Source organism: Arthrobacter sp. TmtSoilC79 (genome assembly GCF_059739405.1).
Genome location: NZ_AP046051.1, coordinates 1,894,038 through 1,917,356 on the forward strand (window position 1 = coordinate 1,894,038; position 23,319 = coordinate 1,917,356).

23 protein-coding genes are annotated in these 23,319 nt (G+C 62.9%); 18 read left to right on the top strand and 5 right to left on the bottom strand.

What is annotated here, in order from left to right:
• Positions 1-76 precede the first annotated feature (76 nt).
• Positions 77-1,858 (top strand): dynamin family protein, encoded by a 1,782-nt coding sequence (locus AC6JA3_RS08785; RefSeq protein ID WP_026546060.1) that lies wholly within the window; start codon positions 77-79, stop codon positions 1,856-1,858.
• Positions 1,855-3,483, top strand: a complete 1,629-nt coding sequence (locus tag AC6JA3_RS08790; protein ID WP_347783250.1) for a GTPase — start codon at positions 1,855-1,857, stop codon at positions 3,481-3,483. Before AC6JA3_RS08785 ends, AC6JA3_RS08790 begins: the two co-directional genes overlap by 4 nt.
• Before the next feature lie 56 nt (positions 3,484-3,539).
• Here AC6JA3_RS08790 and AC6JA3_RS08795 read toward each other — a convergent pair whose 3' ends face one another.
• Both AC6JA3_RS08795 and AC6JA3_RS08800 read right to left on the bottom strand, forming a co-directional pair.
• Positions 3,540-4,076, bottom strand: coding sequence for a DUF1697 domain-containing protein (locus tag AC6JA3_RS08795; RefSeq protein ID WP_026546058.1), 537 nt, complete (start codon positions 4,074-4,076; stop codon positions 3,540-3,542).
• A 7-nt stretch (positions 4,077-4,083) separates the two neighbouring features.
• Positions 4,084-4,803: an IclR family transcriptional regulator gene (locus AC6JA3_RS08800; protein ID WP_014922101.1), complete on the bottom strand. Its 720-nt coding sequence runs from the start codon at positions 4,801-4,803 to the stop codon at positions 4,084-4,086.
• A 122-nt stretch (positions 4,804-4,925) separates the two neighbouring features.
• Between AC6JA3_RS08800 and leuC the strand changes: the two genes are divergently transcribed.
• From leuC to AC6JA3_RS08830, 6 genes are all read left to right on the top strand, one after another.
• Positions 4,926-6,377, top strand: a complete 1,452-nt coding sequence (gene leuC, locus AC6JA3_RS08805) for a 3-isopropylmalate dehydratase large subunit (RefSeq protein WP_026540233.1) — start codon at positions 4,926-4,928, stop codon at positions 6,375-6,377.
• Between the two features lie 10 nt (positions 6,378-6,387).
• On the top strand, positions 6,388-6,996 hold the full coding sequence (gene leuD / locus AC6JA3_RS08810) for a 3-isopropylmalate dehydratase small subunit (RefSeq protein WP_026540234.1): 609 nt from the start codon (positions 6,388-6,390) through the stop codon (positions 6,994-6,996).
• 209 nt (positions 6,997-7,205) lie between these two features.
• Complete coding sequence (murA, locus tag AC6JA3_RS08815) at positions 7,206-8,531, top strand: UDP-N-acetylglucosamine 1-carboxyvinyltransferase (protein WP_026540235.1); 1,326 nt, start codon at positions 7,206-7,208, stop codon at positions 8,529-8,531.
• A gap of 11 nt (positions 8,532-8,542) precedes the next feature.
• A complete protein-coding gene (locus tag AC6JA3_RS08820; RefSeq protein ID WP_026540236.1) occupies positions 8,543-9,316 on the top strand; it encodes a lysophospholipid acyltransferase family protein in 774 nt (257 codons plus the stop codon).
• The gene (locus tag AC6JA3_RS08825; RefSeq protein WP_026546055.1) at positions 9,313-10,365 is read left to right on the top strand and encodes an NAD(P)H-dependent glycerol-3-phosphate dehydrogenase; all 1,053 of its coding nucleotides are present in this window, start codon (positions 9,313-9,315) and stop codon (positions 10,363-10,365) included. Before AC6JA3_RS08820 ends, AC6JA3_RS08825 begins: the two co-directional genes overlap by 4 nt.
• Positions 10,365-11,501 carry a D-alanine--D-alanine ligase family protein gene (locus AC6JA3_RS08830; RefSeq protein ID WP_026540238.1) on the top strand — a complete coding sequence of 379 codons (1,137 nt, stop codon included), beginning with the start codon at positions 10,365-10,367 and terminating at the stop codon, positions 11,499-11,501. Before AC6JA3_RS08825 ends, AC6JA3_RS08830 begins: the two co-directional genes overlap by 1 nt.
• A gap of 41 nt (positions 11,502-11,542) precedes the next feature.
• Here the strand turns inward: AC6JA3_RS08830 and AC6JA3_RS08835 are convergent, their stop codons facing one another.
• A complete protein-coding gene (locus AC6JA3_RS08835; protein ID WP_091550263.1) occupies positions 11,543-12,052 on the bottom strand; it encodes a DUF3515 domain-containing protein in 510 nt (169 codons plus the stop codon).
• 122 nt (positions 12,053-12,174) lie between these two features.
• On the opposite strand from AC6JA3_RS08835, the gene AC6JA3_RS08840 reads away from it, so the two are divergent.
• From AC6JA3_RS08840 to rsmD, 4 genes are read left to right on the top strand one after another with little or no spacing between them, the layout of a single operon-like run.
• Positions 12,175-13,188 (top strand): thiamine-phosphate kinase, encoded by a 1,014-nt coding sequence (locus tag AC6JA3_RS08840; protein WP_091550265.1) that lies wholly within the window; start codon positions 12,175-12,177, stop codon positions 13,186-13,188.
• A 22-nt stretch (positions 13,189-13,210) separates the two neighbouring features.
• Positions 13,211-14,269 carry a DAK2 domain-containing protein gene (locus AC6JA3_RS08845; protein WP_026540241.1) on the top strand — a complete coding sequence of 353 codons (1,059 nt, stop codon included), beginning with the start codon at positions 13,211-13,213 and terminating at the stop codon, positions 14,267-14,269.
• Positions 14,259-16,514 carry an ATP-dependent DNA helicase RecG gene (locus AC6JA3_RS08850; protein ID WP_347783251.1) on the top strand — a complete coding sequence of 752 codons (2,256 nt, stop codon included), beginning with the start codon at positions 14,259-14,261 and terminating at the stop codon, positions 16,512-16,514. Before AC6JA3_RS08845 ends, AC6JA3_RS08850 begins: the two co-directional genes overlap by 11 nt.
• Positions 16,515-16,565: 51 nt before the next feature.
• The gene (rsmD, locus tag AC6JA3_RS08855) at positions 16,566-17,132 is read left to right on the top strand and encodes a 16S rRNA (guanine(966)-N(2))-methyltransferase RsmD (protein ID WP_026546051.1); all 567 of its coding nucleotides are present in this window, start codon (positions 16,566-16,568) and stop codon (positions 17,130-17,132) included.
• A 12-nt stretch (positions 17,133-17,144) separates the two neighbouring features.
• Here the strand turns inward: rsmD and AC6JA3_RS08860 are convergent, their stop codons facing one another.
• Positions 17,145-17,939 (bottom strand): spermidine synthase, encoded by a 795-nt coding sequence (locus tag AC6JA3_RS08860; RefSeq protein ID WP_497920629.1) that lies wholly within the window; start codon positions 17,937-17,939, stop codon positions 17,145-17,147.
• Positions 17,936-19,201: an aminotransferase class I/II-fold pyridoxal phosphate-dependent enzyme gene (locus AC6JA3_RS08865; RefSeq protein WP_347783253.1), complete on the bottom strand. Its 1,266-nt coding sequence runs from the start codon at positions 19,199-19,201 to the stop codon at positions 17,936-17,938. The genes AC6JA3_RS08860 and AC6JA3_RS08865 overlap by 4 nt, the downstream gene beginning before the upstream one ends.
• A 35-nt stretch (positions 19,202-19,236) precedes the next feature.
• On the opposite strand from AC6JA3_RS08865, the gene coaD reads away from it, so the two are divergent.
• The 6 genes from coaD (at position 19,237) to AC6JA3_RS08895 (ending at position 23,307) form a co-directional block, all read left to right on the top strand.
• Positions 19,237-19,737, top strand: a complete 501-nt coding sequence (coaD, locus tag AC6JA3_RS08870; protein WP_026540246.1) for a pantetheine-phosphate adenylyltransferase — start codon at positions 19,237-19,239, stop codon at positions 19,735-19,737.
• Positions 19,738-19,903: 166 nt separating this feature from the next.
• The gene (locus AC6JA3_RS08875) at positions 19,904-20,431 is read left to right on the top strand and encodes a YceD family protein (protein WP_081733237.1); all 528 of its coding nucleotides are present in this window, start codon (positions 19,904-19,906) and stop codon (positions 20,429-20,431) included.
• Positions 20,432-20,464: 33 nt separating this feature from the next.
• Positions 20,465-20,668: a 50S ribosomal protein L32 gene (gene rpmF, locus AC6JA3_RS08880; protein WP_011775139.1), complete on the top strand. Its 204-nt coding sequence runs from the start codon at positions 20,465-20,467 to the stop codon at positions 20,666-20,668.
• A 23-nt stretch (positions 20,669-20,691) separates the two neighbouring features.
• Entirely contained in the window at positions 20,692-21,402 is a 711-nt protein-coding gene (rnc, locus tag AC6JA3_RS08885) for a ribonuclease III (RefSeq protein WP_026540247.1), read from the top strand.
• A gap of 6 nt (positions 21,403-21,408) precedes the next feature.
• Positions 21,409-22,392 carry a bifunctional DNA-formamidopyrimidine glycosylase/DNA-(apurinic or apyrimidinic site) lyase gene (gene mutM / locus AC6JA3_RS08890; protein WP_347783254.1) on the top strand — a complete coding sequence of 328 codons (984 nt, stop codon included), beginning with the start codon at positions 21,409-21,411 and terminating at the stop codon, positions 22,390-22,392.
• A gap of 195 nt (positions 22,393-22,587) precedes the next feature.
• Positions 22,588-23,307, top strand: coding sequence for a hypothetical protein (locus tag AC6JA3_RS08895; protein ID WP_347783255.1), 720 nt, complete (start codon positions 22,588-22,590; stop codon positions 23,305-23,307).
• Positions 23,308-23,319: the final 12 nt, after the last annotated feature.

Here is a 23,319-nt window from a genome sequence, read left to right on the forward strand (position 1 = left end):
ATTTCTTTTTGCCTCCGTTATGCACATGGCGCCAGCCGCGCGCCCCGAAGGTGGATCCGGCTGGCATGATGATGCTGTGACCGCAAACGAAGACCCGGCAGCTCTCCGGAAAACCCCCGTAGCCCAAGGCGCGGCAGCCGCCGTCGAGGCCTTGGAAGCTGCGCGTGCCGAATTGGCGCTCACCACCCTTCCACTCGCGATCCAGGATGCTCCCGAGGCCCGTCAATGGATCCGTGAGTCGCTGGCGCAACTCGATGACTACATCATTCCCCGCTACCGCAGCCTCGACGCTCCGCTGCTGGCCGTCGTCGGGGGTTCCACGGGTGCGGGGAAATCCACGCTGGTCAACGCGCTGGTGGGATATCCCGTGACGCGGGCCGGGGCCATCAGGCCAACCACGCGCCAACCCATCCTCCTGCATCATCCCCAGGACGCCGGCTGGTTCGAAGGCCACCGGATCCTTCCCAGCCTTGAGCGCATCCGGGGGACTGTTTCCTCGCGTCCAGTGCCCGCCACCGAGGCAGGCGCGGCTCCGGACGCCCAAGCGATCACCTCCCTGGTACTGGTGGGCCATGACGCTGTGCCTCAGGGCATCGCGCTCCTGGACGCACCTGATGTCGACTCAATTTCCGATGACAACCGCAGGCTTGCCGGGCAGTTGCTCGCCGCGGCGGATCTCTGGGTGTTTGTCACCACCGCCAACCGCTATGCCGATGCCGTTCCCTGGCGGCTGCTCCTGGACGCGGCGTCGCGCGATATCACCGTGGCCGTGGTCCTGGACCGGGTGCCGGCGGCGGCGGAAGAAGAAGTACGGGCAGACCTCAAAGCCATGCTGGACCGGCAGGGGCTTGCCGAGGCAGAGCTCTTTGTCGTGCCGGAAAGCGCCTTGGACGATCTGGGCATGCTCCCGGATGAATCGGTGGCAGCGCTGCGTGAGTGGCTCGCAGCGCTGGCAGCGAATGCGGCGGGCCGGGCGGACGTCGCCCGGCGCACCCTTAATGGAGCCGTCAAAGCCGTCGGCGTCCGGTTGGAGGGCATCGCCGGGGCAGCGTCAGCACAGGATGCTGCTGCGGATGAACTCCGGAAGATGTGCATCCTGGAATATGAAGACGCCCTTTCCCGCATTCTTGAGGCCACCAAGGATGGCGCACTCTTGCGTGGCGAAGTACTGGCCCGGTGGCAGGACTTTGTGGGCACTGGAGAGTTTTTCCGGGCCCTGGAGCAGAATATCGGGCGGATGAGGGACCGTATGGGGGCGTTCTTTCGGGGGGAGCCTGCCCCTGCGGTGAAAGTGGAGACCGCCATCGAGACCGGACTGCAGGCTGTGATCCTGGATGAAGCGACCAACGCAGCAGAGAACGTGGACAGCCGTTGGCGATCCGGATCGGCCGGCCGGCACCTGCTTGGTGCCGATGACCTCTCCGGAACAAGCGAAGGTTTCGATGCAAAATCCGCAGCCGCCATCCGCTCCTGGCAGGAAGGGCTGATGGGGATGATCCGAACCCAAGGGCAGGGAAAGCGAACCCAGGCGCGCTGGTTGTCCTTTGGCGTGAATGGCCTGGGCGCTGCGCTGATGGTAGTGGTGTTCTCCATGACTGCGGGCTTGAGCGGGCTGGAGATCGGCATCGCCGGCGGTACGGCCGTAGTGGGTCAGAAGCTGCTGGAGGCGGTGTTCGGTGAGGATGCCGTGCGTCGCCTTGCACAGCAAGCCCGGGATGACCTGCACACGCAGTGCCAGCGGCTATTGGATGATGAACGGCAGCGTTTCCTGGACCGCCTTGAAGCGGTGCATCCGCGTTCCGGGAACCAGTTGGCCGGACATGCCAAGACCCTGCGCCGCTTGGCAGGAGCCGCATGAGCCGCCACGGCCAAGTCCGCGAGGCCTCCCAGTTGCAGCGCAGGCTGGAGGCCCTTAATACGGCCCGCGAACTCGCAGAAGGCGTGCTTCCGGACGAGAACCTTCAATCGGTCTACGAGGTCTTGGAGCGAGCCACCTCCAGGCGCTCCTTATCGGCCGGACACACGGTGGTGGGATTTTTTGGGGCTACCGGGAGCGGGAAGTCCTCTCTGTTCAATGCCGTGTCAGGAAGCGACCTCGCAACAGCGACGGCGCGGCGACCCACCACATCAGCTCCGTTGGCGGGGATCTGGGGTGTGGACGGCAGCGGTCCGTTGCTTGATTGGCTCGATGTCAAGGAACGCCATGTGCTGCCCCCCGTTGAGGGGTTGGCCGACGCTGACACGGGCCTGGTTCTCATGGATCTTCCGGACTTCGACTCCACCAGGGAGGAAAACCGGGAGATCGCGCAGCGGATGGTGGGCATGGTGGATGTCCTGGTGTGGGTCCTGGACCCGCAAAAGTACGCCGATGCCGCCGTGCACAACGACTTCCTTCAGCCCATGGCTTCCCACGGGGCCGTCACCCTGGTGGTCCTGAACCAGGTGGACAAGCTCAGCGCGGCCGACGCTTCTGCAGTCATGGAGTCCCTGAAAGGCATCCTGGAACGTGACGGTCTGGGCAAGGTGCGTGTGGTCGGTGCATCTGCCGTAACAGGCACCGGCGTACCGGACGTCCGTGCGGCCATCAGGAACGTTGTGGCCCAACGGGAAGCAACAACGCGGAGGCTGGCAGCGGACGTCCTCAAAGCAGGTACGGAATTGGCAATCGCGTCCGGCGACGGTGAAGCCCACGGCATCACAGCGGGCGCCAAGGCGCGGCTGGCATCCGAACTGGCGACGGCGGCAAACGTACCGGTGGTGGTGGACGCGGTCCAAAGGTCCTTCGCCAGGGAATCAGCCCGAAGGACGGGGTGGCCGGTGACGCGTTGGTTGCTGCGGTTCCGCCCGGACCCCTTGCGGAGGCTGAACCTGGGGCGGAAGGACACACGTCCCGAACTCAGCAGGACCTCACTGCCTCCGGCCGGCGCGCCGGAGCGGGCACGCACCGATGCTGCCGTCAGGGATTTCGCGGATGCGGCGTCCGCTGGTGCTCCGGGGCCGTGGCGCGCAGCAATCCGCGCAGCCGCACGCGACGGCAGGGAACAACTGCCCGATGCCTTGGATCAGGCAATTGCCGGCACCGACCTCAAGGCAACACAGCGGCCACTGTGGTGGGTGCTGTTCAACACGCTCCAGTGGCTCGCCTTGGTGCTGGCCGTTGGTGGGCTTGGCTGGCTCGGTGTGCTGGCGGCGCTGGGCTACTTCCAGATGCCCGTGCCGGAGGTGCCGCGGACTGAGGGTTGGCCGTGGCCCACCTTGATGGTGGCCGGGGGAGTGCTGCTGGGAATCGTCCTCGCCATAGCAGGCAGGATTGTGGGCGGATGGGCGGCAAAGGCGCGGGCAGCCCGGGCAGCGAAGAGGTTGAAGGCCGCAGTGGCTGCCGTTGCCGGGCAACGGATCGTGGAACCGGTGGACGTAGAGATCACGCGGCTCAAGGCCTTCAATGCTGCGCTGAAGGTGGCACGTTCTGCCTCGGTGCGTTGAGCTGGAATCGCTGAGTTGGAGTCGCTGACTTGGAATCGTTGAGCCGGAGTCGCTGGCTAAAGGGCTGCTGCTGCATCCCTGACTTTGATGAGGGTGCGCAGGTTCCTGGTGGTAGTGCCGGCTTTGTATCGTGCCTTGGAGGAAAGCTTGCTGAAAGGGCTCTCAAGCGTGCCGCCGGCAGGGGCCAGCCACGCCGACGCCTCCGGGCCCAGGCGCACCTGTTCCACGCTGCCCAGGGCTTCGCCGGCCTCAAAGAGTTCATCGAGCATGGCGGTATCGGAAGCCAGCGTTATGTAGCTGTGCGTGGATTTATCGTCAGCCGGATAGGGGCAGGCATCCACCAGTTCGCCAACGCGCGCTGCTGTGAGCACCACCACCCAGGCGTCGTAGTCGAAGCTCGTTCGCAGGCATTGCTCGAACTGCTTCTTGACTTCCAGGGCGCTGAGTTCACTTTGCAGCACCACGTTTCCGCTGGCCAGAAGGGTCTTGACCTTGGCGAACGGATAATTCTGGAGGGCGGCTTTGAGCTCGGCCATCTTGATGTTGATGCCACCGACGTTGATGCCGCGGAGGAAGACGGCGTAGTTCTCCATGGCGGACCTAGTCGTTGTTCTTCCGCAGCGCCTCGGTCAGCACCCGGGCGGCGTTGCAAACTACTTCGGCGTGCAGGCGGCCCGGCTGGCGGGTCAGCCGCTCAATGGGACCCGAAATCGAGACGGCCGCAATGACCCGGCCGGATGGTCCGCGGACGGGAGCGGAAACCGAGGCGACTCCAGGCTCGCGTTCGCCGAGGCTCTGACCCCAGCCCCGGCGTCGTACTCCCGCCAGTACGGTGGGCGTAAAGCGGGCATTTTGCAGCCCTTCCAGGAGCCTGTCGTGGTCCTCCCATGCCAGCAGCACCTGGGCGGCGGAGCCGGCCTTCATGGACAGCTGCGTGCCAACAGGAATGGTGTCGCGCAAGCCAATGGGGCGTTCGGCTGATGCCACGCAGACACGCCAGTCACCTTGCCTGCGGAAAATCTGGGCGCTTTCACCGGTGGCGTCGCGCAACTGGATGAGGACCGGTCCAGCGGAGGCGATCAGCCTGTCTTCACCGGCGGCCGAGGCCAACTCCACCAGGCGGCTGCCCAGGACGAAGCGTCCTTGGATGTCGCGGCTCACCAGACGGTGATGTACCAGCGCCAGCGCGAGCCGGTGAACCGTGGGCCGGGCAAGGCCCGTAGCCGCTACAAGTTGCGCGAGTGTCGTAGGCCCGGCCTCGAGGGCGTCGAGAACCTGGGCCGCTTTATCAATGACACCGACTCCACTAGAATTGTCCATGTAATGATATTGCCGTCTCAATATCTGAGATGCAAGTTCTTTCGCTGGCCTATATCGCAGCGATGCTGCTTCAGTGGACAAAGAACAACGCAACAAGCCAAACGCAGTGAAGGGAGCAGGCCGTGGGAAAGACACTGGCCGAGAAAGTCTGGGACGCGCACGTAGTGCGCAAAGGTGAAGGCGAAGGAGCCAACGCCCAGCCCGATCTTCTCTTCATCGACCTTCACCTGGTCCACGAAGTGACCTCACCGCAGGCTTTTGAAGGCCTGCGGCTGGCCGGGCGGCCGCTGCGCCGTGTCGACCTCACCATCGCCACCGAGGACCACAACACTCCCACGCTGGACATCGACAAGCCAATTGCCGACCTCACCAGCCGCACCCAGATTGAAACGCTGCGGGCCAACTGCAAGGAATTCGGCGTACGCCTGCACTCCCTGGGTGACAAGGAACAGGGGATCGTGCACGTCGTCGGACCGCAGCTGGGGCTGACCCAGCCGGGCATGACTGTGGTTTGCGGCGACTCCCACACCTCAACGCACGGAGCCTTCGGTGCCTTGGCCATGGGCATCGGCACGTCCGAGGTTGAGCACGTCATGGCAACCCAGACGCTGTCCCTGAAGCCGTTCAAGACCATGGCCATCAACGTTGAAGGAACCCTTCGTCCCGGTGTCACGGCCAAGGACATCATCCTGGCCGTCATTGCCAAGATCGGCACCGGCGGTGGCCAGGGCTATGTCCTGGAATACCGTGGGTCCGCCATCCGGGCACTGTCCATGGACGCCCGCATGACCATCTGCAACATGTCCATCGAGGCCGGTGCCCGGGCAGGCATGGTGGCTCCGGACCAAACCACCTACGACTACATGCAGGGCCGGCCCCATGCGCCCGAGGGCGCAGACTGGGACGCCGCCGTCGAGTACTGGAACACGCTGCACACCGACGAGGACGCGAGGTTCGACGTCGAGGTGGACCTGGACGCCGACACCCTGGAGCCGTTCGTGACCTGGGGTACCAACCCGGGCCAGGGTGTTTCCCTTTCGGCCAAGGTCCCGTCCCCTGAAGACTTCGGCGACGAGAACGCCAAGGCTGCGGCCGAGCGCGCGCTCCAGTACATGGGCCTGGAAGCAGGGACCCCCATGAAGGACATCCGCGTGGACACGGTCTTCCTTGGATCCTGCACCAACTCCCGCATCGAGGACCTCCGCGCCGCTGCGGACATCATCCGCGGCCGTGAGAAGGACCCCCAGGTCCGCATGCTGGTGGTTCCCGGCTCGGCCCGTGTCCGCCTGGAAGCCGAAGCGGAAGGCCTGGACAAGGTCTTCAAGGAATTTGGCGCCGAATGGCGTTTCGCCGGTTGCTCGATGTGCCTGGGCATGAACCCGGACCAACTGGAGCCGGGAGAGCGCTGCGCATCAACGTCCAACCGCAACTTTGAGGGCAGGCAAGGCAAGGGGGGACGCACCCACTTGGTCTCACCTGTTGTCGCTGCGGCCACAGCCGTACGTGGCACGCTGAGCTCGCCGTCGGACCTTGAGTCCGCCACGGCCGGCAGCCTGACCGGAACAGCAGTCTAGGAGGATCATCATGGAAGCATTCACCACCCACACCGGGATCGGCGTGCCGTTGCGCCAGAGCAACGTGGACACCGACCAGATCATTCCTGCCGTCTACCTCAAGCGCATCACGCGAACCGGCTTCGAAGACGCCCTGTTCGCTGCCTGGCGCAAGGATGAGTCATTCATCCTCAACCAAGCCCCGTTCAATGCCGGCTCAGTGCTGGTGGCCGGACCGGACTTCGGAACCGGCTCATCCCGCGAGCACGCTGTCTGGGCGCTGAAGGACTACGGTTTCAAAGCCGTGCTCTCTTCCCGATTTGCCGATATTTTCCGCGGAAACTCCGGCAAGCAGGGTTTGCTCGCCGCACAGGTGGCGCAGGATGACATTGAACTCATCTGGAAGGTCCTGGAGAACGCCCCCGGCACCGAAGTCAAGGTGGACCTGGTCAGCAAAACCGTGGAGTGCGGCAATGTTGTTGCTCCCTTCGATATTGACGACTACACCCGCTGGCGCCTCCTGGAAGGCCTGGATGACATCGGCCTGACCCTGCAGCACGAGGAAGACATCACCGCTTACGAGGCCACGCGGCCTTCCTTCAAACCGAAGACGCTTCCTGCGAAGGTCGAGGCTGGCTAAAGCCTTCAACCAAGGCCGCACAGCGGCAGATTGTGGACCGGTGGGCACCGTGAAGGGCTGCCCGCCGGTCCTTTTTCGTAGAGGGCCTGCTGAGGCCCGGTACGGCCGGCGCAGGGTGCGTCCATTTCGGTTCGGTAACGCAAGCTTCTATGCTTAGCTGGAGCCTTTGTAAGTTTGGGGGGCGAGTAGTCGTGAGGAAACCGGTATAGATGAGTAGTGTTCTGACAATCCGCGGTGGCGTCCCATTAACGGGACGAGTGACCGTTCGCGGTGCCAAGAACCTGGTGCCCAAGGCCATGGTGGCGGCGTTGCTGGGCAGCGAACCATCGGTGCTGAGGAACGTGCCGGAAATCAAGGATGTAGAGGTTGTCACCAGCCTGCTGCAGCTGCACGGAGTGACAGTGGTGAAGGACCCCGTTACGGGTGACCTCACCTTGGATCCCAAGGATGCCAAGACTGCCTCCAGTACGGCCATTGACGCCCATGCCGGGGATTCCCGGATCCCCATCCTGCTGTGCGGGCCCCTGATCCATGCCATCGGGGAGGCCTTCATCCCCGATCTGGGTGGTTGCAAAATCGGGGACAGGCCCATCGATTACCATCTGGATGTGCTCCGCCAGTTCGGTGCCGTGGTGGAAAAGCGCCCGGGCGGGATCCACATCTCCGCACCGCACGGCCTCCATGGAGCCAAAATCTCCCTTCCCTATCCTTCGGTTGGTGCCACCGAGCAGGTGCTGCTGAGCGCAACACGGGCAGAAGGAATCACTGAACTCATCGGGGCTGCAACGGAGCCCGAGATCATCGACCTCATTGCGGTCCTTCAGAAAATGGGCGCCATCATCAGCGTCCAAACCGACCGCACCATCAGGATTGAGGGCGTCAAGGACCTCCGTGGGTACAACCACCGTGCTCTGCCGGACCGCAACGAGTCCGCATCATGGGCCTCGGCTGCATTGGTGACCCGGGGAGACATCTTCGTTGAAGGTGCATCCCAGCGGGACATGATGACTTTCCTGAACACCTACCGCAAAGTCGGTGGCGGGATGGACATCGGAGACGACGGCATCCGCTTCTACCACCAGGGCGGCAAGCTCTCCCCGCTGGTGCTGGAAACGGATGTGCACCCCGGCTTCATGACTGACTGGCAGCAGCCACTGGTAGTGGCACTGACCCAGGCCGAGGGCGTGTCCATCGTGCACGAGACCGTGTATGAGAACCGGTTCGGCTTCACCGAGGCGCTGGCCCGCATGGGAGCAAACATCCAGGTGCACCGTGAGTGCCTGGGCAGTGTGCCGTGCCGGTTCGGTCAGCGGAACTTCCTTCACTCCGCCGTGATTTCAGGACCCACTCCGCTCCGTGGCACCGATATTGATATCCCGGACCTCCGGGGCGGCTTCAGCCACCTCATCGCGGCACTGGCAGCCACCGGCACCTCCAGGGTTACCGGCATCGACATCATTAACCGCGGGTACGAGCGCTTTACCGAGAAGCTGGCCGGCCTGGGTGCCGATTTCGATATCACCACCACCAAGTAGCGGGGGATCCTTTGAAGGAATCGGCCAAGAGCCGTGCCACATTCGTGCTGCTGGCGGGCCTGGCTCGTCCGTTGATGAACCTCGTGATGGCCAAGAAGTGGGAAGGTGTTGAAAACCTTCCCCCGGGTGGTTTCATCGCGGCGCCCAACCACTGCACCGAGATCGATCCCATCGTCATTGGGCACATGGTCTACAACCAGAAGCGGCCACCGCACTTTCTGGCCAAGAAGGGGCTTTTCAAAGTCCCCGTGCTCGGAGCACTGCTGGCAGCCACCAAGCAGATACCTGTTGAACGCTCGACGGCGGGAGCGAACCGTTCGCTGCAAGTCGCCAAGGAGGTAGTGGACGCCGGTGGTGCGATCATCATCTATCCCGAAGGCACCCTGACACGGGATCCCGATCTGTGGCCCATGAAAGGCCACACCGGAGCAGCAAGGCTTGCTCTGCAAACCGGTGCGCCTGTTGTCCCTATGGCGCACTGGGGGGCGCAGGAAGTCTTCCCCCGTTATGCGAAGCGTTTTCACATTTTCCCGCGCAAAACAGTACGGGTCCTGGTCGGGAAGCCGGTTGACCTCAGTGCCTTCGCCGACCGTCCGATGGATCGCGCCACGCTGACTGAGGCAACCGAAGTCATTATGGACGCCATCACGGGCCTGCTGGCGACGCTCCGCAACGAAGACGCTCCTGCTGAACGTTGGGATCCGGCTGTTCACAAACAGTCAAAACATGGCCGTTTCGTCGAGCGCGGAGCCTCCGACGCTCCGGAACCCGAGGAAGGTAAATGACCATTATCCAAAGCCCTGCCCGGACCCCGGACGTCGTGGCGGTTTTGGGTGCCGGATCATGGGGCACCACCTTTGCCAAAATCCTGGCCGACGCCGCGGAGGCCGCCGGCGCTGAACGCAGCATCCGGATCTGGGGCCGCCGTCCCGAGGTTGTGGAACAGATCAATTCACTGCACCGCAACCCGCAGTACCTCAAAGACATTGAGCTTCCGGCTTCCGTCACCGCCTCCACTGACGTGGCGGAGGTGCTCAAAGACGCTGCTTTGGTGGTCCTTGCTGTTCCTGCCCAGTCGTTGCGGCCACAACTGAGCGAGTGGAAGCCCTTGCTGGCCCCCGACGCCGTGGTGGTTTCCCTGATGAAGGGATTGGAGCTGGGCACTGATGCCCGGATGAGCGAAGTCATCGCACAGGAACTGGGGCTTCCTGCCGACCGTGTAGCAGTGGTTTCTGGCCCCAACCTTGCAATGGAGATTGCCCGTGAGCAGCCCACAGCGTCCGTGGTTGCCTGCAGCGATGCCGATACCGCCGCTGCCATAGCGTTGTCCTGCACAGCGCCGTACTTCCGGCCGTACACCAGCACGGATGTGGTGGGTGTTGAGATCGGCGGGATCGTCAAGAACGTCATTGCCCTCGCCGTGGGTATTTGCGAAGGCCGGCAGATGGGTGACAACACCAAGGCTTCGGTCATCACCCGTGGACTTGCGGAAACCTCCCGGCTTGCCCTCGCCCTCGGCGGCGAAGCCCACACCATGGCCGGCCTGGCCGGCCTCGGGGACCTGGTGGCCACCTGTTCATCGGCGTTGTCGCGCAATCACACTGCGGGCCGTTTGCTGGGCGAAGGGCTGACTTTGGAACAGGTCGCAGAACAAATGACCCAGACTGCCGAAGGAATCAAGTCCGGCCCGGCTGTGCACGAACTTGCCGGCAAACTGAACGTTGAAATGCCCATTACGGCAGCCGTGGTAGCGGTGCTGGAAGGCAGAATGTCCGTTGATGACCTGGGACCACGTTTGCTGGCCCGGGCACTGAAGTCCGAAGGCGACTACTGATGGTGACAGATCACTCCACCCCCGCAACCAACCGCCCCCGCGTGGCGGTTCTTTTCGGCGGCCGCTCCAGCGAACATGCCGTCAGTTGCGTCACCGCGGCCGGGGTCATGGGAGCCATCGACAAGAACAAGTACGACGTCATTCCGATCGGCATTGCAAAGTCGGGGCAATGGGTGCTGGCCCCGGCTGACACCAGTGAGTGGTCCCTCAGCGCCGCAGCACTGCCTGAAGTGCCGGCGTCGGAAAAGACCGTGACCCTGGCCGAAGTGGGCGGTGAGCATCAACTGGTCGTTACCGAGCCCAACGCCATTCCCCAGGAGTTGGGCTCCGTGGACGTTGTTTTCCCGCTTCTTCATGGCCCGTGGGGCGAAGACGGAACCATCCAGGGCCTGCTGGAACTTTCCGACACCCGATATGTCGGGGCCGGGGTCCTGGCTTCTGCGGTGGGCATGGACAAACACTTCATGAAGGTGGTCTTCGAGTCCGCCGGACTAAGCGTCGGACCGTACATTGCTGTTACGGACCGGGACTGGCTTACCGACGCCGAGGCCGTCCGTAAGCGCGTGGACAAACTTGGTTTCCCGGTGTTCGTCAAGCCTGCCCGGGCAGGTTCGTCCATGGGAATCTCGAAAGTGGATTCCCTGGAAGGGCTGGACGCCGCGATCGAAGAGGCCCGCAGGCATGACCTGAAACTCGTGATCGAAGCCGGCATTGTGGGCCGTGAGATCGAATGTGCCGTACTCCAAGGACGCGGCACGGACGCGCCCCGGACGTCCATGCCCGGTGAAATCGCGGTGGCAGCAGGAGAGCACCAGTTCTATGACTTCGCTGCCAAGTATGTTGAAGATGGAGCGGCGGCGTTGAGTTGCCCGGCCGATATGCCCGAAGAGGCCATCAGCCGTGTTCGCGAACTTGCTGCCCTGGCATTCGATGCGGTGGGAGCCGAGGGGCTTAGCCGCGTGGACTTCTTCTACACCCCAGCCGGCGAGCTGATCATCAATGAGATCAACACCATGCCGGGATTCACGCCCAAGAGCATGTATCCGCAAATGTGGGCGGCATCCGGGCTGGCTTACGGCGAGTTGATTGACGAATTGATACATCTGGCCCTGAACCGCAAAACGGGTCTGCGCTGACGCGCGGCCTGCTGAACTGACAGGCGGGCCCGCTGACCGCATTACTTACCGGCGGGCAGGTTCTGCAGGTCCTCCTGGCCAACGCATTTGCCGGTTGCCTTGATCTTGCCGACAGCAGCCGCGAGCTCGGTGAGTACGGTTGCGGAGCTGATGTTCGCTGCCTCCAACTTGACCGGATCAATCAGGATCTCGGTGGCAGGTTCGCGGCCAAAGGTGGTCAAGGTGTACACGGGGTCACCTTCTTTGATGACCCAGTCGATGTCGTTGACGCTCACGCAGCGGTCCGTGGTGGGCCCGGGTACGTTCACTCCGCAGCGCAGGATAACCTGCGACGGTTCACCCCATGCCGCAGTGGCCTGGCTGTTGGTCTTGCGCAGTGCGGCATCGCCGATTTGGTCCGGCAGGGCAACCATCATCGGTGCGCAAGCAGGATTGGCGGCGTCTGTGGCGGCCGTGACATCAACGGTGGGTGAACACGCTGTGAGGGCGAGGGTGGCCGCGAGGGCCGAAGATACGCCCAGGGCTGTCCGGCGGAGGGTCTTTCGGTGCATTCATCCAGCCTATCCCGGGCGGGCTCGAGGGCAGATTCCGGTATCGGAGGTCACATTCCCCCCGATGCCGGGGAACCTCCGTATGTCATTATCCTGTCGGTGGATCGCGATAGCGTAGAGCCGTGCCCGCAGAACAGTTGACCGTCCAAGACCTTTCGGAATCAGAGCTCCTCGCCAGGATCTTTCCGCGCCTGAACCACAGCCCGGGCATTCTCCTGGGCCCTGGAGACGATGCTGCCTTGGTAGCGGCCCCGGATGGCCGCAGTTTGATTTCCATCGACACCCAAACCCAGGACCAGGATTTCAGGCTCGAATGGAACAACGGTTACCGGACCACCGGCTACGACGTCGGCTGGAAGGCTGCGGCGCAAAACCTCAGCGACATCAACGCCATGGGCGGCAGCGCCACTTCCCTGGTTGTCAGCCTGACAATGCCCCCGGACACTCCTGTGGTTTGGGTGGAGGCTTTTGCCGACGGTCTCACTGCGGCCATCGTCGGCTTGGGCGCTCCTGATTGTTCCGTTGCCGGGGGAGACCTTGGGCGGGGCCGCGAGCTGTCGGTGACGGTCGCCGTCGTCGGAAGCCTTGGGGGCTTGCCGCCTGTGCTGCGATCCGGGGCCAAACCCGGCGACGTCGTGGCAATTGCGGGGACCTTGGGGAGGGCCGCTGCCGGCTGGGCATTGTTGGAAAGCCGACATCCGATGCAGAGCCTGGATACCGAACTGCAGGCTCTGGTGGAAAACCAGTGCCGCCCCCAGCCCCCTTTGGCAGCGGGACCCTTGGCGGCGCGAGGAGGTGCAACTGCCATGATGGATATTTCCGACGGACTGCTCCGGGACGGCGGCAGGCTCGCTTCGGCCAGCAACGTGACCCTCAACCTTGACCCCGTGGCCTTGGAGATCCATGCCATGCCGCTGGAACCGGCCGCTCTTTTACTGGGTTGCGAGGCGTTGCCCTGGGTCCTTGGCGGGGGAGAGGACCATGGATTGCTGGCCACCTTCCCAGCCGGAATTCAGCTACCGGCGGGGTTCACTGCGATAGGCTCAGTTGAAGCCGTTGTCGAGCCGCCAGGCAGGGGCGTCCGGATTGCCGGGCAAGCTGTTGACACCGTTGGATGGGATCACTTTGCAGACTAAGATCGCCGCGAATGCGCACGCCATGAAACGCTGGCTCGGCAAGGCGGAGGTGGTCCTCGGCAACCACAGCGATCGCCTCAACGCGATCAACATTTTTCCTGTAGCCGACGGCGATACCGGCACCAATCTCTATCTCACAGTCCGTGCCGCGGTTTCCGCCTTGGGCGGCACCGCCCCGGACACCACGGAAACGGGCAACGACGTCGGCGCGGTCCTCTCACGTGCAGGCCAAGCTGCCATGGAGCAGGCCCGGGGCAATTCGGGCACGCTGTTCGCGGTCTTCCTCTGTGCTGCTGCCGAGCCACTGGCCGGTAAATCCCGGCTCAGTGCGCCCTTGCTGGCAACAGCCCTGAACCGGGCCCAGATCCGCGCCTGGTCAGCGCTTAGTGAGCCTGTAGCCGGAACGATGCTCTCGGTCCTGGAAGCGGCATCGGACGCCGCGCAGGCCGTGGACGCCTCGCAGAACGCAGACGACAGCAATCACGCCCTTGGCCTTGCACTCGATGCCGTTGTGGAAGCTGCCTACCAGGCCGTCATCCGTACTGAGGGCGAGCTCGCCCAGCTCCAGGAAGCCCGCGTGGTGGATGCCGGTGGCGTTGGCATGCTGCTGATCCTCGATTGCCTGCGGGCGGCGGTTCTGGGCGAAGAACTCCAGGACGAACTCCTGGACGGTCTTCACGGGTATAAGCTGCAGGACCCGCACATCCACGAGCGTATGCCGGCCGATGATGGTGTGGAGGTCATGTGCACCATCAACCTGTCCCCTTTGAACGCAGCCATCCTGAGGCAGCGTCTTGATGAGATGGGTGATTCGGTCATCATGAGCCAAGTGGGCGGCGCACGGAGCCAGGATGATGATGACGAGGAATCCACGGTTGAAGCCAGCTACCGGTGGAGGGTCCACGTTCACGTTCCGGACCCCGAGCCGGCAGTAGCGCTGATTCGATCCCTGGGGGAGCCCACGGACATCGCTGTCAGCCAGCTGGCCCTGCCCGGCACCGGCGGCCACAGGCCAGCCGAAGCTGAGTCCGGTGACCCGCAGGAGTCCGGCATTACAGGCCAGTCACGGCATGATTACTGAGCTGGAACTTCCCCTCGAGCGCAGGATCGGCAAGAGGTCCGCAGCAGTCATCGAGAAGCACTTGGGGCTCAAAACTACCGGTGCCTTGCTGAACTATTTCCCGCGCCGGTATCTGAGCCGTGGGGAGCTGACGCCCATCAGCAACCTTCCGCTGGATGAAGAAGTCACCCTGATTGCCCGGGTCCTGTCCAACACGTCGCGCCAGATGCGGGCGCGACGCGGCTCCATTACCGACGTCGTGGTGACCGATGAAGCCGGTGGAAGCGGGGCTCCGGGCACCCTGAAAGTCAGCTTCTTCAATGGTTTCAGGGCCAAGGCGGAACTTCAGGTCGGCCGCAGGGCCATGTTCTCCGGCAAAGTGACCCGCTACGGTGGTGCGCTGGGCCTGACCAATCCGGATTTTCTGTTGCTGGATGAGGACCCTGAAGCCGAAGGTTCCATGGACCCGGAAAAGCTTGCCGCCATGCCGATTCCGGTCTACCCGGCAACCGCCAAACTCACCAGCTGGTCAATCCATAAGGTGATCACGGCCCTGCTCCAAACCATGGATCTCGATGCCCTGGAAGATCCGCTTCCTGCAAGCATCGTCCGCAGGGATAGGCTGCTCAGCGTGGCCGAAGCCTACCGCCTGATCCATTCACCGGAGACGGCGAAGGACTGGCAGCGGGCGCAGGAGCGCTTCAGATACCAGGAAGCACTGGTTCTGCAGACAGCCTTGGCCAGGCGGCGGGCCCAGCTCGCAGCGGAGGAAGCCACTGCCCGCCGTCCACGCCCGGACGGATTGCTCAGCAGCTTCGACCGGAACCTGCCGTTCACCCTCACTGCCGGCCAGTCCGCCGTCGGGAAGACGCTCGCTGAAGAACTGGCCCGGGATACACCCATGAACCGGCTGTTGCAGGGGGAAGTAGGGTCTGGAAAGACCATTGTTGCCCTCCGGGCCATGTTGCAGGTTGTCGATGCCGGAGGCCAGGCCGCTTTGCTGGCACCAACCGAAGTTCTGGCCGCCCAGCATTTCCACTCGATCCGCAGGACCTTGGGGGTTTTGGCACGGGACGATGTCTTTGGCGGGGCAGGAATGCTCGGCGGGGACGCCGGGCCGGACTCGGTCCAGGTGACGTTGCTGACAGGCTCCATGCCGACGGCGGTCCGCAGGCAGGCCATGTTGGACGCTGCCTCGGGAAATGCCGGGATCGTCATTGGCACCCATGCCTTGCTTAGTGACAAGACCAGCTTCCAGGACCTTGGCCTGATTGTGGTCGATGAGCAGCACCGTTTCGGCGTGGAACAGCGGGACGCCCTCCGGGCCAAGGCCCAGCGCCCGCCGCATCTGCTGGTCATGACGGCAACCCCTATTCCCCGGACCGTGGCCATGACGGTTTTCGGAGACCTTGAAACTTCGATCCTGGATGAGCTTCCTGCCGGTCGCGCTCCCATCTCCACGCATGTGGTGGGGCTCGCGGAGAACCCCGGCTGGGTGGACCGCATCTGGAAGCGGTCGCGTGAAGAAGTTGAGTCGGGCCATCAGGTGTATGTGGTGTGTCCCAAGATCGGAACGGACGACGACGGCGACTTCAGTCCCGGAGAAGCCGAACCAAGCGACTCTGACCTCTCGGACGAAGGATCCGCGCGCGAGCTCGCATCGGTGGCTGCCGTCGTCGAGAGCCTGCTGCAGGAGCCCTCGCTGTCCGGTGTCCCCGTGGCGCCGCTCCATGGCCGGCAGGACCCTCAGTTGAAGACCGAAACCATGGCGTCGTTCGCGGCCAACCAGGTCAAGGTGCTGGTTTCCACCACCGTCATCGAGGTGGGCGTGGACGTCCACAACGCCACGTTGATGGTGATTCTGGACGCGGACCGTTTCGGAATTTCGCAACTCCACCAGCTCCGCGGCCGTGTTGGCCGTGGCGGACTGCCAGGTACCTGCTTGTTGGTGACCACCTTGGAACCGGGCCACCCGAGTCGTCGACGACTTGAAGCAGTGGCATCCACCACCGATGGTTTTGAGCTTTCCCAGGAAGATTTGAAGCTGCGCCGTGAAGGCGACATCCTCGGGGCCTCGCAATCCGGCGGACGTTCCACACTGAAATTGCTTCGGGTCCTGGAGCATGAGGACATCATTGCCCGCGCACGGACGGACGCCCAAGGCCTTGTTGCAGAGGATCCTGCCCTCCAGCACCAGCCTGGCCTCGCATCAGCAATCGACGAATACTTGAACCCCGAAAAGGAGGCGTTCCTTGAACGTGGCTAGAAATCCAGGTTCCGGCGGCCCACGGGGTGCCTCAGCCCCGGGAGCAGATCTGTGAGCCGGATTATTGCCGGAGTGGGTGGTGGGAACCCGCTGGCCAGTGTCCCTGGTACCGCTACCCGGCCCACCACTGACCGCGTCAAGGAGGCCCTTTTTTCCCGGCTGGAATCTTTGGCAGTCATTGACGACGCCCGGGTCCTTGATCTCTATGCGGGCTCTGGAGCCTTGGGTGTAGAAAGTGCCAGCCGTGGTGCACGCAGCGTGGACCTGGTGGAATTCGATGCCAAAGCCAGCGATGTTTGCCAGCGCAACGCAGACTTGGTCAACCAACTTCTGGGCGGCAAGAAAGTCTCCGTCCACCGATCCAAGGTCGAGTCGTTCCTGGAACGGGTCCGCGAAGGCGGCGTGTGGGACTTGGTCTTCCTTGATCCGCCATACCCCTTGGACGAACCGGCCCTGACCGCGGTGCTGGAAAAGCTGGCGCCGCACTTGGACGAGGGAGCCGTGGTGGTTGTGGAGCGGAGCTCGCGGAGTCCTGAACCGGCCTGGCCTGGGACCATGGACTGTTTCGCCGACAAGAAGTACGGCGAAACCAAGCTGTGGTTTGCCGAGCCGGCCTAGGGGCAGCGGTGCCTAGCCGGCGATCTTGTCCAGGTCCATCCCGGTGAGGACGGTGGCCGGATGCGGGCCGCGGGCCAGCAGCTCTGCTGTCCATTCCGGGGACCATTTCCTGCCAGTGCCCACAAGAATGATGTTTCCGGGGTAGCGGCCTTCAAACATTCCCGTCTCTGCGAAGGCGGCCACATCGGGCATGGCCTGGCGCAAGGCAGTCACCTGGCTCTTCACAAGGGTCAGCGCAGGTTCATCTCCCACGTTGACGATCAGTACCCCGTCAGGGCCCAGGCGTGCTGCAGCTTCTTCGTAGAACTCTTTGCACGCAATATGTTCCGGCGCGTCCGGCCCGGAGAAGATGTCAAGAATCACGACGTCGAAACGCGCCCCGGCGTCCAGCTCCGCCAAGGCCTCGCGCGCGTCGCCGATGTGGGTGGTCAACGTGGTGCCTTGTGGCATGGGAAGTTTGAGGAGCACGAAGTCCAGGAGCTCGCGTTCCAATTCAACGGCGTACTGTGCTGAACCTGGGCGGGTTGCCTGGATATAGCGGGCAAGGGTCAAAGCCCCCGCACCCAGATGCAGGGCACGGATGGGTTCCCCGGGCTCAGCGGCCAAATCCACCACGTGGCCAATCCTGCGCAGGTACTCATAAAAGATCTCCCGCGGGTCAGCCAGGTTGACGTGCGATTGTTCGGCGCCGCCGATGCTGAGAATGAAGCTGCCCTCGATCAGGGTATCGGCGTCGATGGTGGCGTGCTGCCCCGTGGTCCGGAGGTAGCGTGAGGCTACGTGTGGTCCGGGGCCGGTGGTACTCAGAGCCGGTCCCGGAGTGAAGAGAGGCGTTCTGCAGCTTCTTCAAGCACGGCGGTCTTTTTGCAGAAGGCAAAGCGCAGCAGGCTGCGGGTTCGCTCCGCTCCCTCCGGATGGCAGAAGACAGGCACCGGAATTGCTGCCACACCCACCAGCCCAGGCAGCCGCCTGGCGAGGTCCACGGAATCCCTGATGCCCAAGGGGGCCGTGTCCACGTTGATGAAGTACGTGCCGCTGGGGACATGGACGCCGAATCCGGCGGCCCGCAGTCCTTCGGCCAGGATGTCGCGTTTGCTTGCCAGGGTCGAGGCAATGCCGGTGTAGAACTCGTCGGGAAGGCCCAGCCCAACGGCAATGGCACCTTGGAAGGGTGTTCCCGAGCTGTAGGTCAGGAACTGCTTTACTGTGCGCACAGCGGAGACCAGGTGTTCGGGCCCGCTGAGCCAACCGATTTTCCAGCCGGTGAAGGAGAAGGTCTTTCCAGCAGAGGAAATGGTGATGGTCCGGTCCGCTGCTCCCGGAAGGGAAGTGACAGGGATATGGTCCACGCCAAAGGTCAAGTGCTCGTAGACTTCGTCGCTGACAATGATGGCGTCATACCTGGCTGCGAGTTCGACGATCTTTGCAAGGACCTGGCGGGGAAAGACCGCGCCGGTGGGATTATGCGGATTATTCAGCAGGACAACCCGGGTGCGGTTGCTGAAGGACGCTTCAAGGGCCGAAAGGTCGGGGAGGAAATCCGGAGCCAGCAGGGGAGCGGTGACGTGGGTGGCGCCGGCCAAACCAATGATCGCTCCGTAGGAGTCGTAGAACGGCTCGAAGGTCAGAACCTCGTCACCTGGCTGGATGAACGCCAACAGCGAAGCAGCGATCGCTTCTGTCGCGCCAGTGGTGACAAGGACCTCGGTGTCCGGATCCGGGGCCAGCCCGTAGAACCGCTGCTGGTGTGCTGTGATGGCTTCCCTCAAAGCGGGAAGGCCTTTGCCGGGTGCGTATTGGTTGGCCCCCGCGGCAATGGCGGACTGGGCTGCCGCCTTGATCTCGGCGGGGCCATCCTCATCCGGAAACCCTTGGCCGAGGTTGATGGCTCCGGTCGAGACGGCGAGGGTGGTCATCTCCTCGAAGATGGTCACTCCCAACCCTCCCCCGGGGGAGAGGAGGTTGGCTCCGGTTGCTGCCCGCTGCCAGGGTGCCGGGCCGGTGCCCGGGACCTGCCCGGAGCTCGTACCGAGGGAAGGGCTGATGCCTGCGGATGCCATGTCTGCCATGGTATCCCGGCGAAGCTATGGGGTAGGTTCGTCTCATGAGACGAGCGGTATGCCCTGGATCCTTTGACCCTATCCACAATGGACATCTCGAAGTCATCGCCCGGGCTGCGGGCTTGTTTGACGAAGTCATTGTGGCCGTGTCCACCAACTATGCCAAGAAGTACCGGTTCAGCCTGGAAGACCGGATGGAGATGGCACGTGAAACGCTGGCGTCTCTTCGTGGAATCATCGTTGAACCGATGGGTGAAGGTTTGTTGGCTGAGTACTGCCGCCACCGGGGCGTGTCTGCCATCGTCAAAGGCCTCCGCTCATCCTCTGACTTCGACTACGAACTTCCCATGGCTACCATGAACCGCCAGTTGGCCGGCGTCGAAACGGTGTTCCTTCCTGCCGAAGCGCATTACGTCCATTTGTCCTCGACACTCATCAAGGAAGTGAACGTGCTGGGCGGGGATATCTCTGATTTTGTCCCCAAATCGGTGCTCAAACGGCTCCTCGCTGGCGAGCCTGCAACGGAACACCCGCGCAAAGGGTAGTCTTGATGGGTACCTCGCGCCCTTTCGCGGAGTGCCCCAAGCTGAAACCACCGCGCATTCGTGCGCGCCCGGCGTCGGTTTGAGTCCTCAAGCGTGATCAGGCTAAGATGGTACGTCGGTCATATGTTCTACAGGAGTTCTCATTAAGCGAGATGCAAGTTCGCCCTTGGCGCTGGTAGTCAAGGACCTTGGACGCAGTCCAGGGACCATGCGGACACTCAACGAGCATGTACCTGCACCAAGTGACCTTGGTGTGGCGCTCATTGGCGTGAAGGAAGGCTCAGATATTGAGCTGGATCTTCGCCTTGAGGCCGTACACGAAGGAATTCTGGTATCCGGCACCGTTATCGTCGAAGTAACCGGCGAGTGCGGCCGATGCCTGGATCCCCTTGCGTATGACCTTGAAGTCAATGTGCAAGAACTTTTCTTCTATGAAGGCGTTGAGCTTTCGGGCGGAGAAGACGATGAAGAGCAACGTCGAGTCGAGTACGATCTGATCGATCTTGAGCCGGTGTTGCGGGACGCAGTTGTCACTATGCTGCCGTTCCAGCCGGTGTGCCGGGAAGACTGCCAGGGTCTGTGCTCCGAATGTGGAGCGCGCCTGGAAGACGAGCCGGGGCACCACCACGAGGTCATTGACCCTCGCTGGGCTGCCCTAGCTGATCTGGCTAAGACTGACCGGCAAACCGATTAGTAAGTGTTCGTCTAAGAGAGAAATGAGATAGCCGTGGCTGTTCCCAAGCGGAAAATGTCTCGCGCAAATACACGCGCCCGCCGTGCCCAGTGGAAGGCAACTGCCCCCAACTTGGTCAAGACCATCGAAAACGGTCAGGTTACTTACAGCCTGCCGCACCAGGCAAAGGTCGTTACTGACTCTGCCGGCACCGCGCTGTTCCTTGAATACAAGGGCCGCAAGGTCGCAGACGCCTAATCTGCCGTACAGGCTGACTAAGGATGTCTTCAACTGAAGAGCTTCTGAAGCGTCTCGGTGTCTCGATTGACACCGAGACGCTTCGTCTTGCTCTGACACATCGCTCATACGCGTATGAGAACGGCGGGATTCCCACCAACGAGCGCCTTGAGTTCCTCGGCGACTCCATCCTGGGATTCTCCGTCACTGATTCTCTTTACCGTGAGAACCCCACGCTTCCTGAGGGCGAGCTCGCCAAGCGGCGTTCCGCCGTCGTAAGTACGCGTGCGCTGGCCGGGATCGGCCGGGAAATCGGTGTTGGCGAGTTCATCTACCTCGGCCAAGGCGAGAAGCTGACCGACGGTAAGAACAAGGCCTCCATCCTGGCTGACACCATGGAAGCCCTGATCGGCGCCACGTACCTCTCAAACGACATGGAAACCGCACGTCAGCTGGTCATGCGCCTGGTGGGCCCGCTCCTGAAGGATGCCGGAGCCCTCGGTGCCGGGACCGACTGGAAGACGAGCATCCAGGAACTGACTGCCAGCAGGCAACTCGGTGCCATCCACTACGCCGTGGAAGGTTCCGGACCCGATCATGCCCGTACTTTTGAAGCCGTGTTGAATATCGGCGGCACTCCTTATGGTCGTGGCTCCGGTCATTCCAAGAAGGAAGCGGAACAGGAAGCGGCTGCTGATGCCTGGCGCGCGCTGAATGCCTTGGACCCGGCCCCGACCGGACCTGCTTCCACCTGATCCCACATGCCTGAGCTTCCTGAAGTAGAGGTGGTGCGCCGCGGTTTGGCCCGTTGGGTCCGCGGACGTTCCATTACCGGGGTGGACGTCATTGATCCGCGTTCCATCCGAAGGCATGCCCTCGGAACCGAAGACTTCATCGGCAATCTTGAGCATGCCACGGTGCTGGACGTGGTCAGGCGGGGCAAATTCCTTTGGATGCCTCTGGCTGTGACCGGCACGGACGACGCCCCAGGCGACCTCACCGAACCGCCGGCAACCGCGCACCTCCCAAAGGTGGCACTCATGGCCCATCTGGGAATGAGCGGGCAGCTGTTGATGCAGGACCCGGCCGTTCCGGACGAAAAGCACCTCAAAGTCAGGATCAAGCTCAGTCCTGCCGAGGACATGCCGGAGCAGTTGCGGTTCGTTGACCAACGGATTTTCGGTGGCCTGTTCGTGACGTCATTGATCCCCACCTCCGACGGCGGCCCGGGTGGCCTCGGAGAAACGCCCCTGCCTGAGATCGCAGAGGAAGCCGCGCACATCGCACGCGACCCGTTGGATCCCTATTTTTCTTTCGATCTTTTTTATCGAAAAATCAAAAATCGCAGGACGGGCATCAAAAGGGCACTTCTGGACCAGTCGGTCATCTCCGGGATCGGCAACATCTACGCAGATGAAGCGTTGTGGAGTGCCCGGCTTCACTACGCACGGGCCACGGACACCATGCGCCGTGCTGACGCCGGGCGGTTGGTGGATGCCGTCAGGGACGTCATGCAGGCCGCCCTGGCTGCGGGCGGTACAAGTTTCGATTCCTTGTACGTCAATGTCAACGGCGACTCCGGTTATTTCGCCCGCTCGTTGAACGCTTACGGCCGCGCCGGCGAACTATGCGTCCGGTGTGAGGGACTGGGTTTGCACACCGTCATGAAGCGGGAGCAGTTCATGAACCGTTCCTCCTACACCTGCCCGGTGTGTCAGCCCCGGCCCCGGAATGGACGTTGGTAGGGCCAAGACTGTTCCGGAATCCGGATCGCAATGGCAGACTGTCCCCATGAACAGCTTGGCGTTGCGAATCGCCATCGCAATGATCAACGAAAAGGCCAACGCCACCACAATGCGGGTGGCGTCAGTTCTACCTGTGGCCGTTCCTGATTCGGGACCACAGAGCCCCTTCCGCATCGCAGCCGGCCCAGGAATGCCATGATGGCGCGGCGGCTGGTCATAGCGGGTATCTGCCTGGCTGTGTTGATTGCCGCCGTGGCCATTGTGCTCGACCAGCTGGCCAAGCCCGGAGCCACTTCGGCGCAAAGCCCTTCATCGTCCACTTCAAGCCCGGGTACGGGTGCCGGATCCACCGGCACAGGAACGCCCACCTCCGGCAGTTCGGCGTCGGGGGCTGGAAACGGCGGCGCAGAGGGCAGCCCTGCTGCCGGGGGCAGCGGCAACAGCGGTACTGAGGGAAAAACCGGCGAACCCACCGCCAAGCTCCTCGAAGTTCTTCCACCGGTCACCGCCACACCAACGGGTCTGCCGGCACCATCTGCCCCGGCTCCGCTCATCACCGGAGCGCTTCCCCAACCAGGGAGTGTTTCGGGTGAATTGGTGGACGGCTGGCCGGGAGACGTTGTTACGTTGCCTTCCGGAACCACCATTGGCTCTACTTCGGTGTCCACTTCCGGTGACATCCTGCAGCTCACAGCGGATGGCATCGTGGACAAGCCACGGGCCGAGGTCCTTGACTCCTTCCGACAATCGTTGGTCTCTCGTGGCTTTTGGTCCGAAGAGGCCCCTGCTGCGGACGGGTCTGTGGCGGCCCGTTTTGTGCGCGGCACGGACACGGTAACCGTCTCGGTATCCACCACCGGGACGGGCGGCTCGCGCTTCCAACTGTTGGGCAGCCTGCACACGAGGGCGGGATAGGAAATTATGTAC

Bases quoted from the DNA above. Each gene is read 5' to 3' on its own strand.
- AC6JA3_RS08790 (WP_347783250.1), top strand. From the start codon at position 1,855: ATGAGCCGCCACGGCCAAGTCCGCGAGGCCTCCCAGTTGCAGCGCAGG.
- mutM (WP_347783254.1), top strand. From the start codon at position 21,409: ATGCCTGAGCTTCCTGAAGTAGAGGTGGTGCGCCGCGGTTTGGCCCGT.
- AC6JA3_RS08800 (WP_014922101.1), bottom strand. From the start codon at position 4,803: ATGGACAATTCTAGTGGAGTCGGTGTCATTGATAAAGCGGCCCAGGTT.
- murA (WP_026540235.1), top strand. From the start codon at position 7,206: ATGAGTAGTGTTCTGACAATCCGCGGTGGCGTCCCATTAACGGGACGA.
- AC6JA3_RS08895 (WP_347783255.1), top strand. From the start codon at position 22,588: ATGATGGCGCGGCGGCTGGTCATAGCGGGTATCTGCCTGGCTGTGTTG.
- AC6JA3_RS08850 (WP_347783251.1), top strand. From the start codon at position 14,259: ATGATTACTGAGCTGGAACTTCCCCTCGAGCGCAGGATCGGCAAGAGG.
- AC6JA3_RS08845 (WP_026540241.1), top strand. From the start codon at position 13,211: ATGAAACGCTGGCTCGGCAAGGCGGAGGTGGTCCTCGGCAACCACAGC.
- AC6JA3_RS08835 (WP_091550263.1), bottom strand. From the start codon at position 12,052: ATGCACCGAAAGACCCTCCGCCGGACAGCCCTGGGCGTATCTTCGGCC.
- AC6JA3_RS08825 (WP_026546055.1), top strand. From the start codon at position 9,313: ATGACCATTATCCAAAGCCCTGCCCGGACCCCGGACGTCGTGGCGGTT.
- AC6JA3_RS08830 (WP_026540238.1), top strand. From the start codon at position 10,365: ATGGTGACAGATCACTCCACCCCCGCAACCAACCGCCCCCGCGTGGCG.
- leuD (WP_026540234.1), top strand. From the start codon at position 6,388: ATGGAAGCATTCACCACCCACACCGGGATCGGCGTGCCGTTGCGCCAG.
- AC6JA3_RS08865 (WP_347783253.1), bottom strand. From the start codon at position 19,201: ATGGCAGACATGGCATCCGCAGGCATCAGCCCTTCCCTCGGTACGAGC.
- rnc (WP_026540247.1), top strand. From the start codon at position 20,692: ATGTCTTCAACTGAAGAGCTTCTGAAGCGTCTCGGTGTCTCGATTGAC.
- AC6JA3_RS08795 (WP_026546058.1), bottom strand. From the start codon at position 4,076: ATGGAGAACTACGCCGTCTTCCTCCGCGGCATCAACGTCGGTGGCATC.
- coaD (WP_026540246.1), top strand. From the start codon at position 19,237: ATGAGACGAGCGGTATGCCCTGGATCCTTTGACCCTATCCACAATGGA.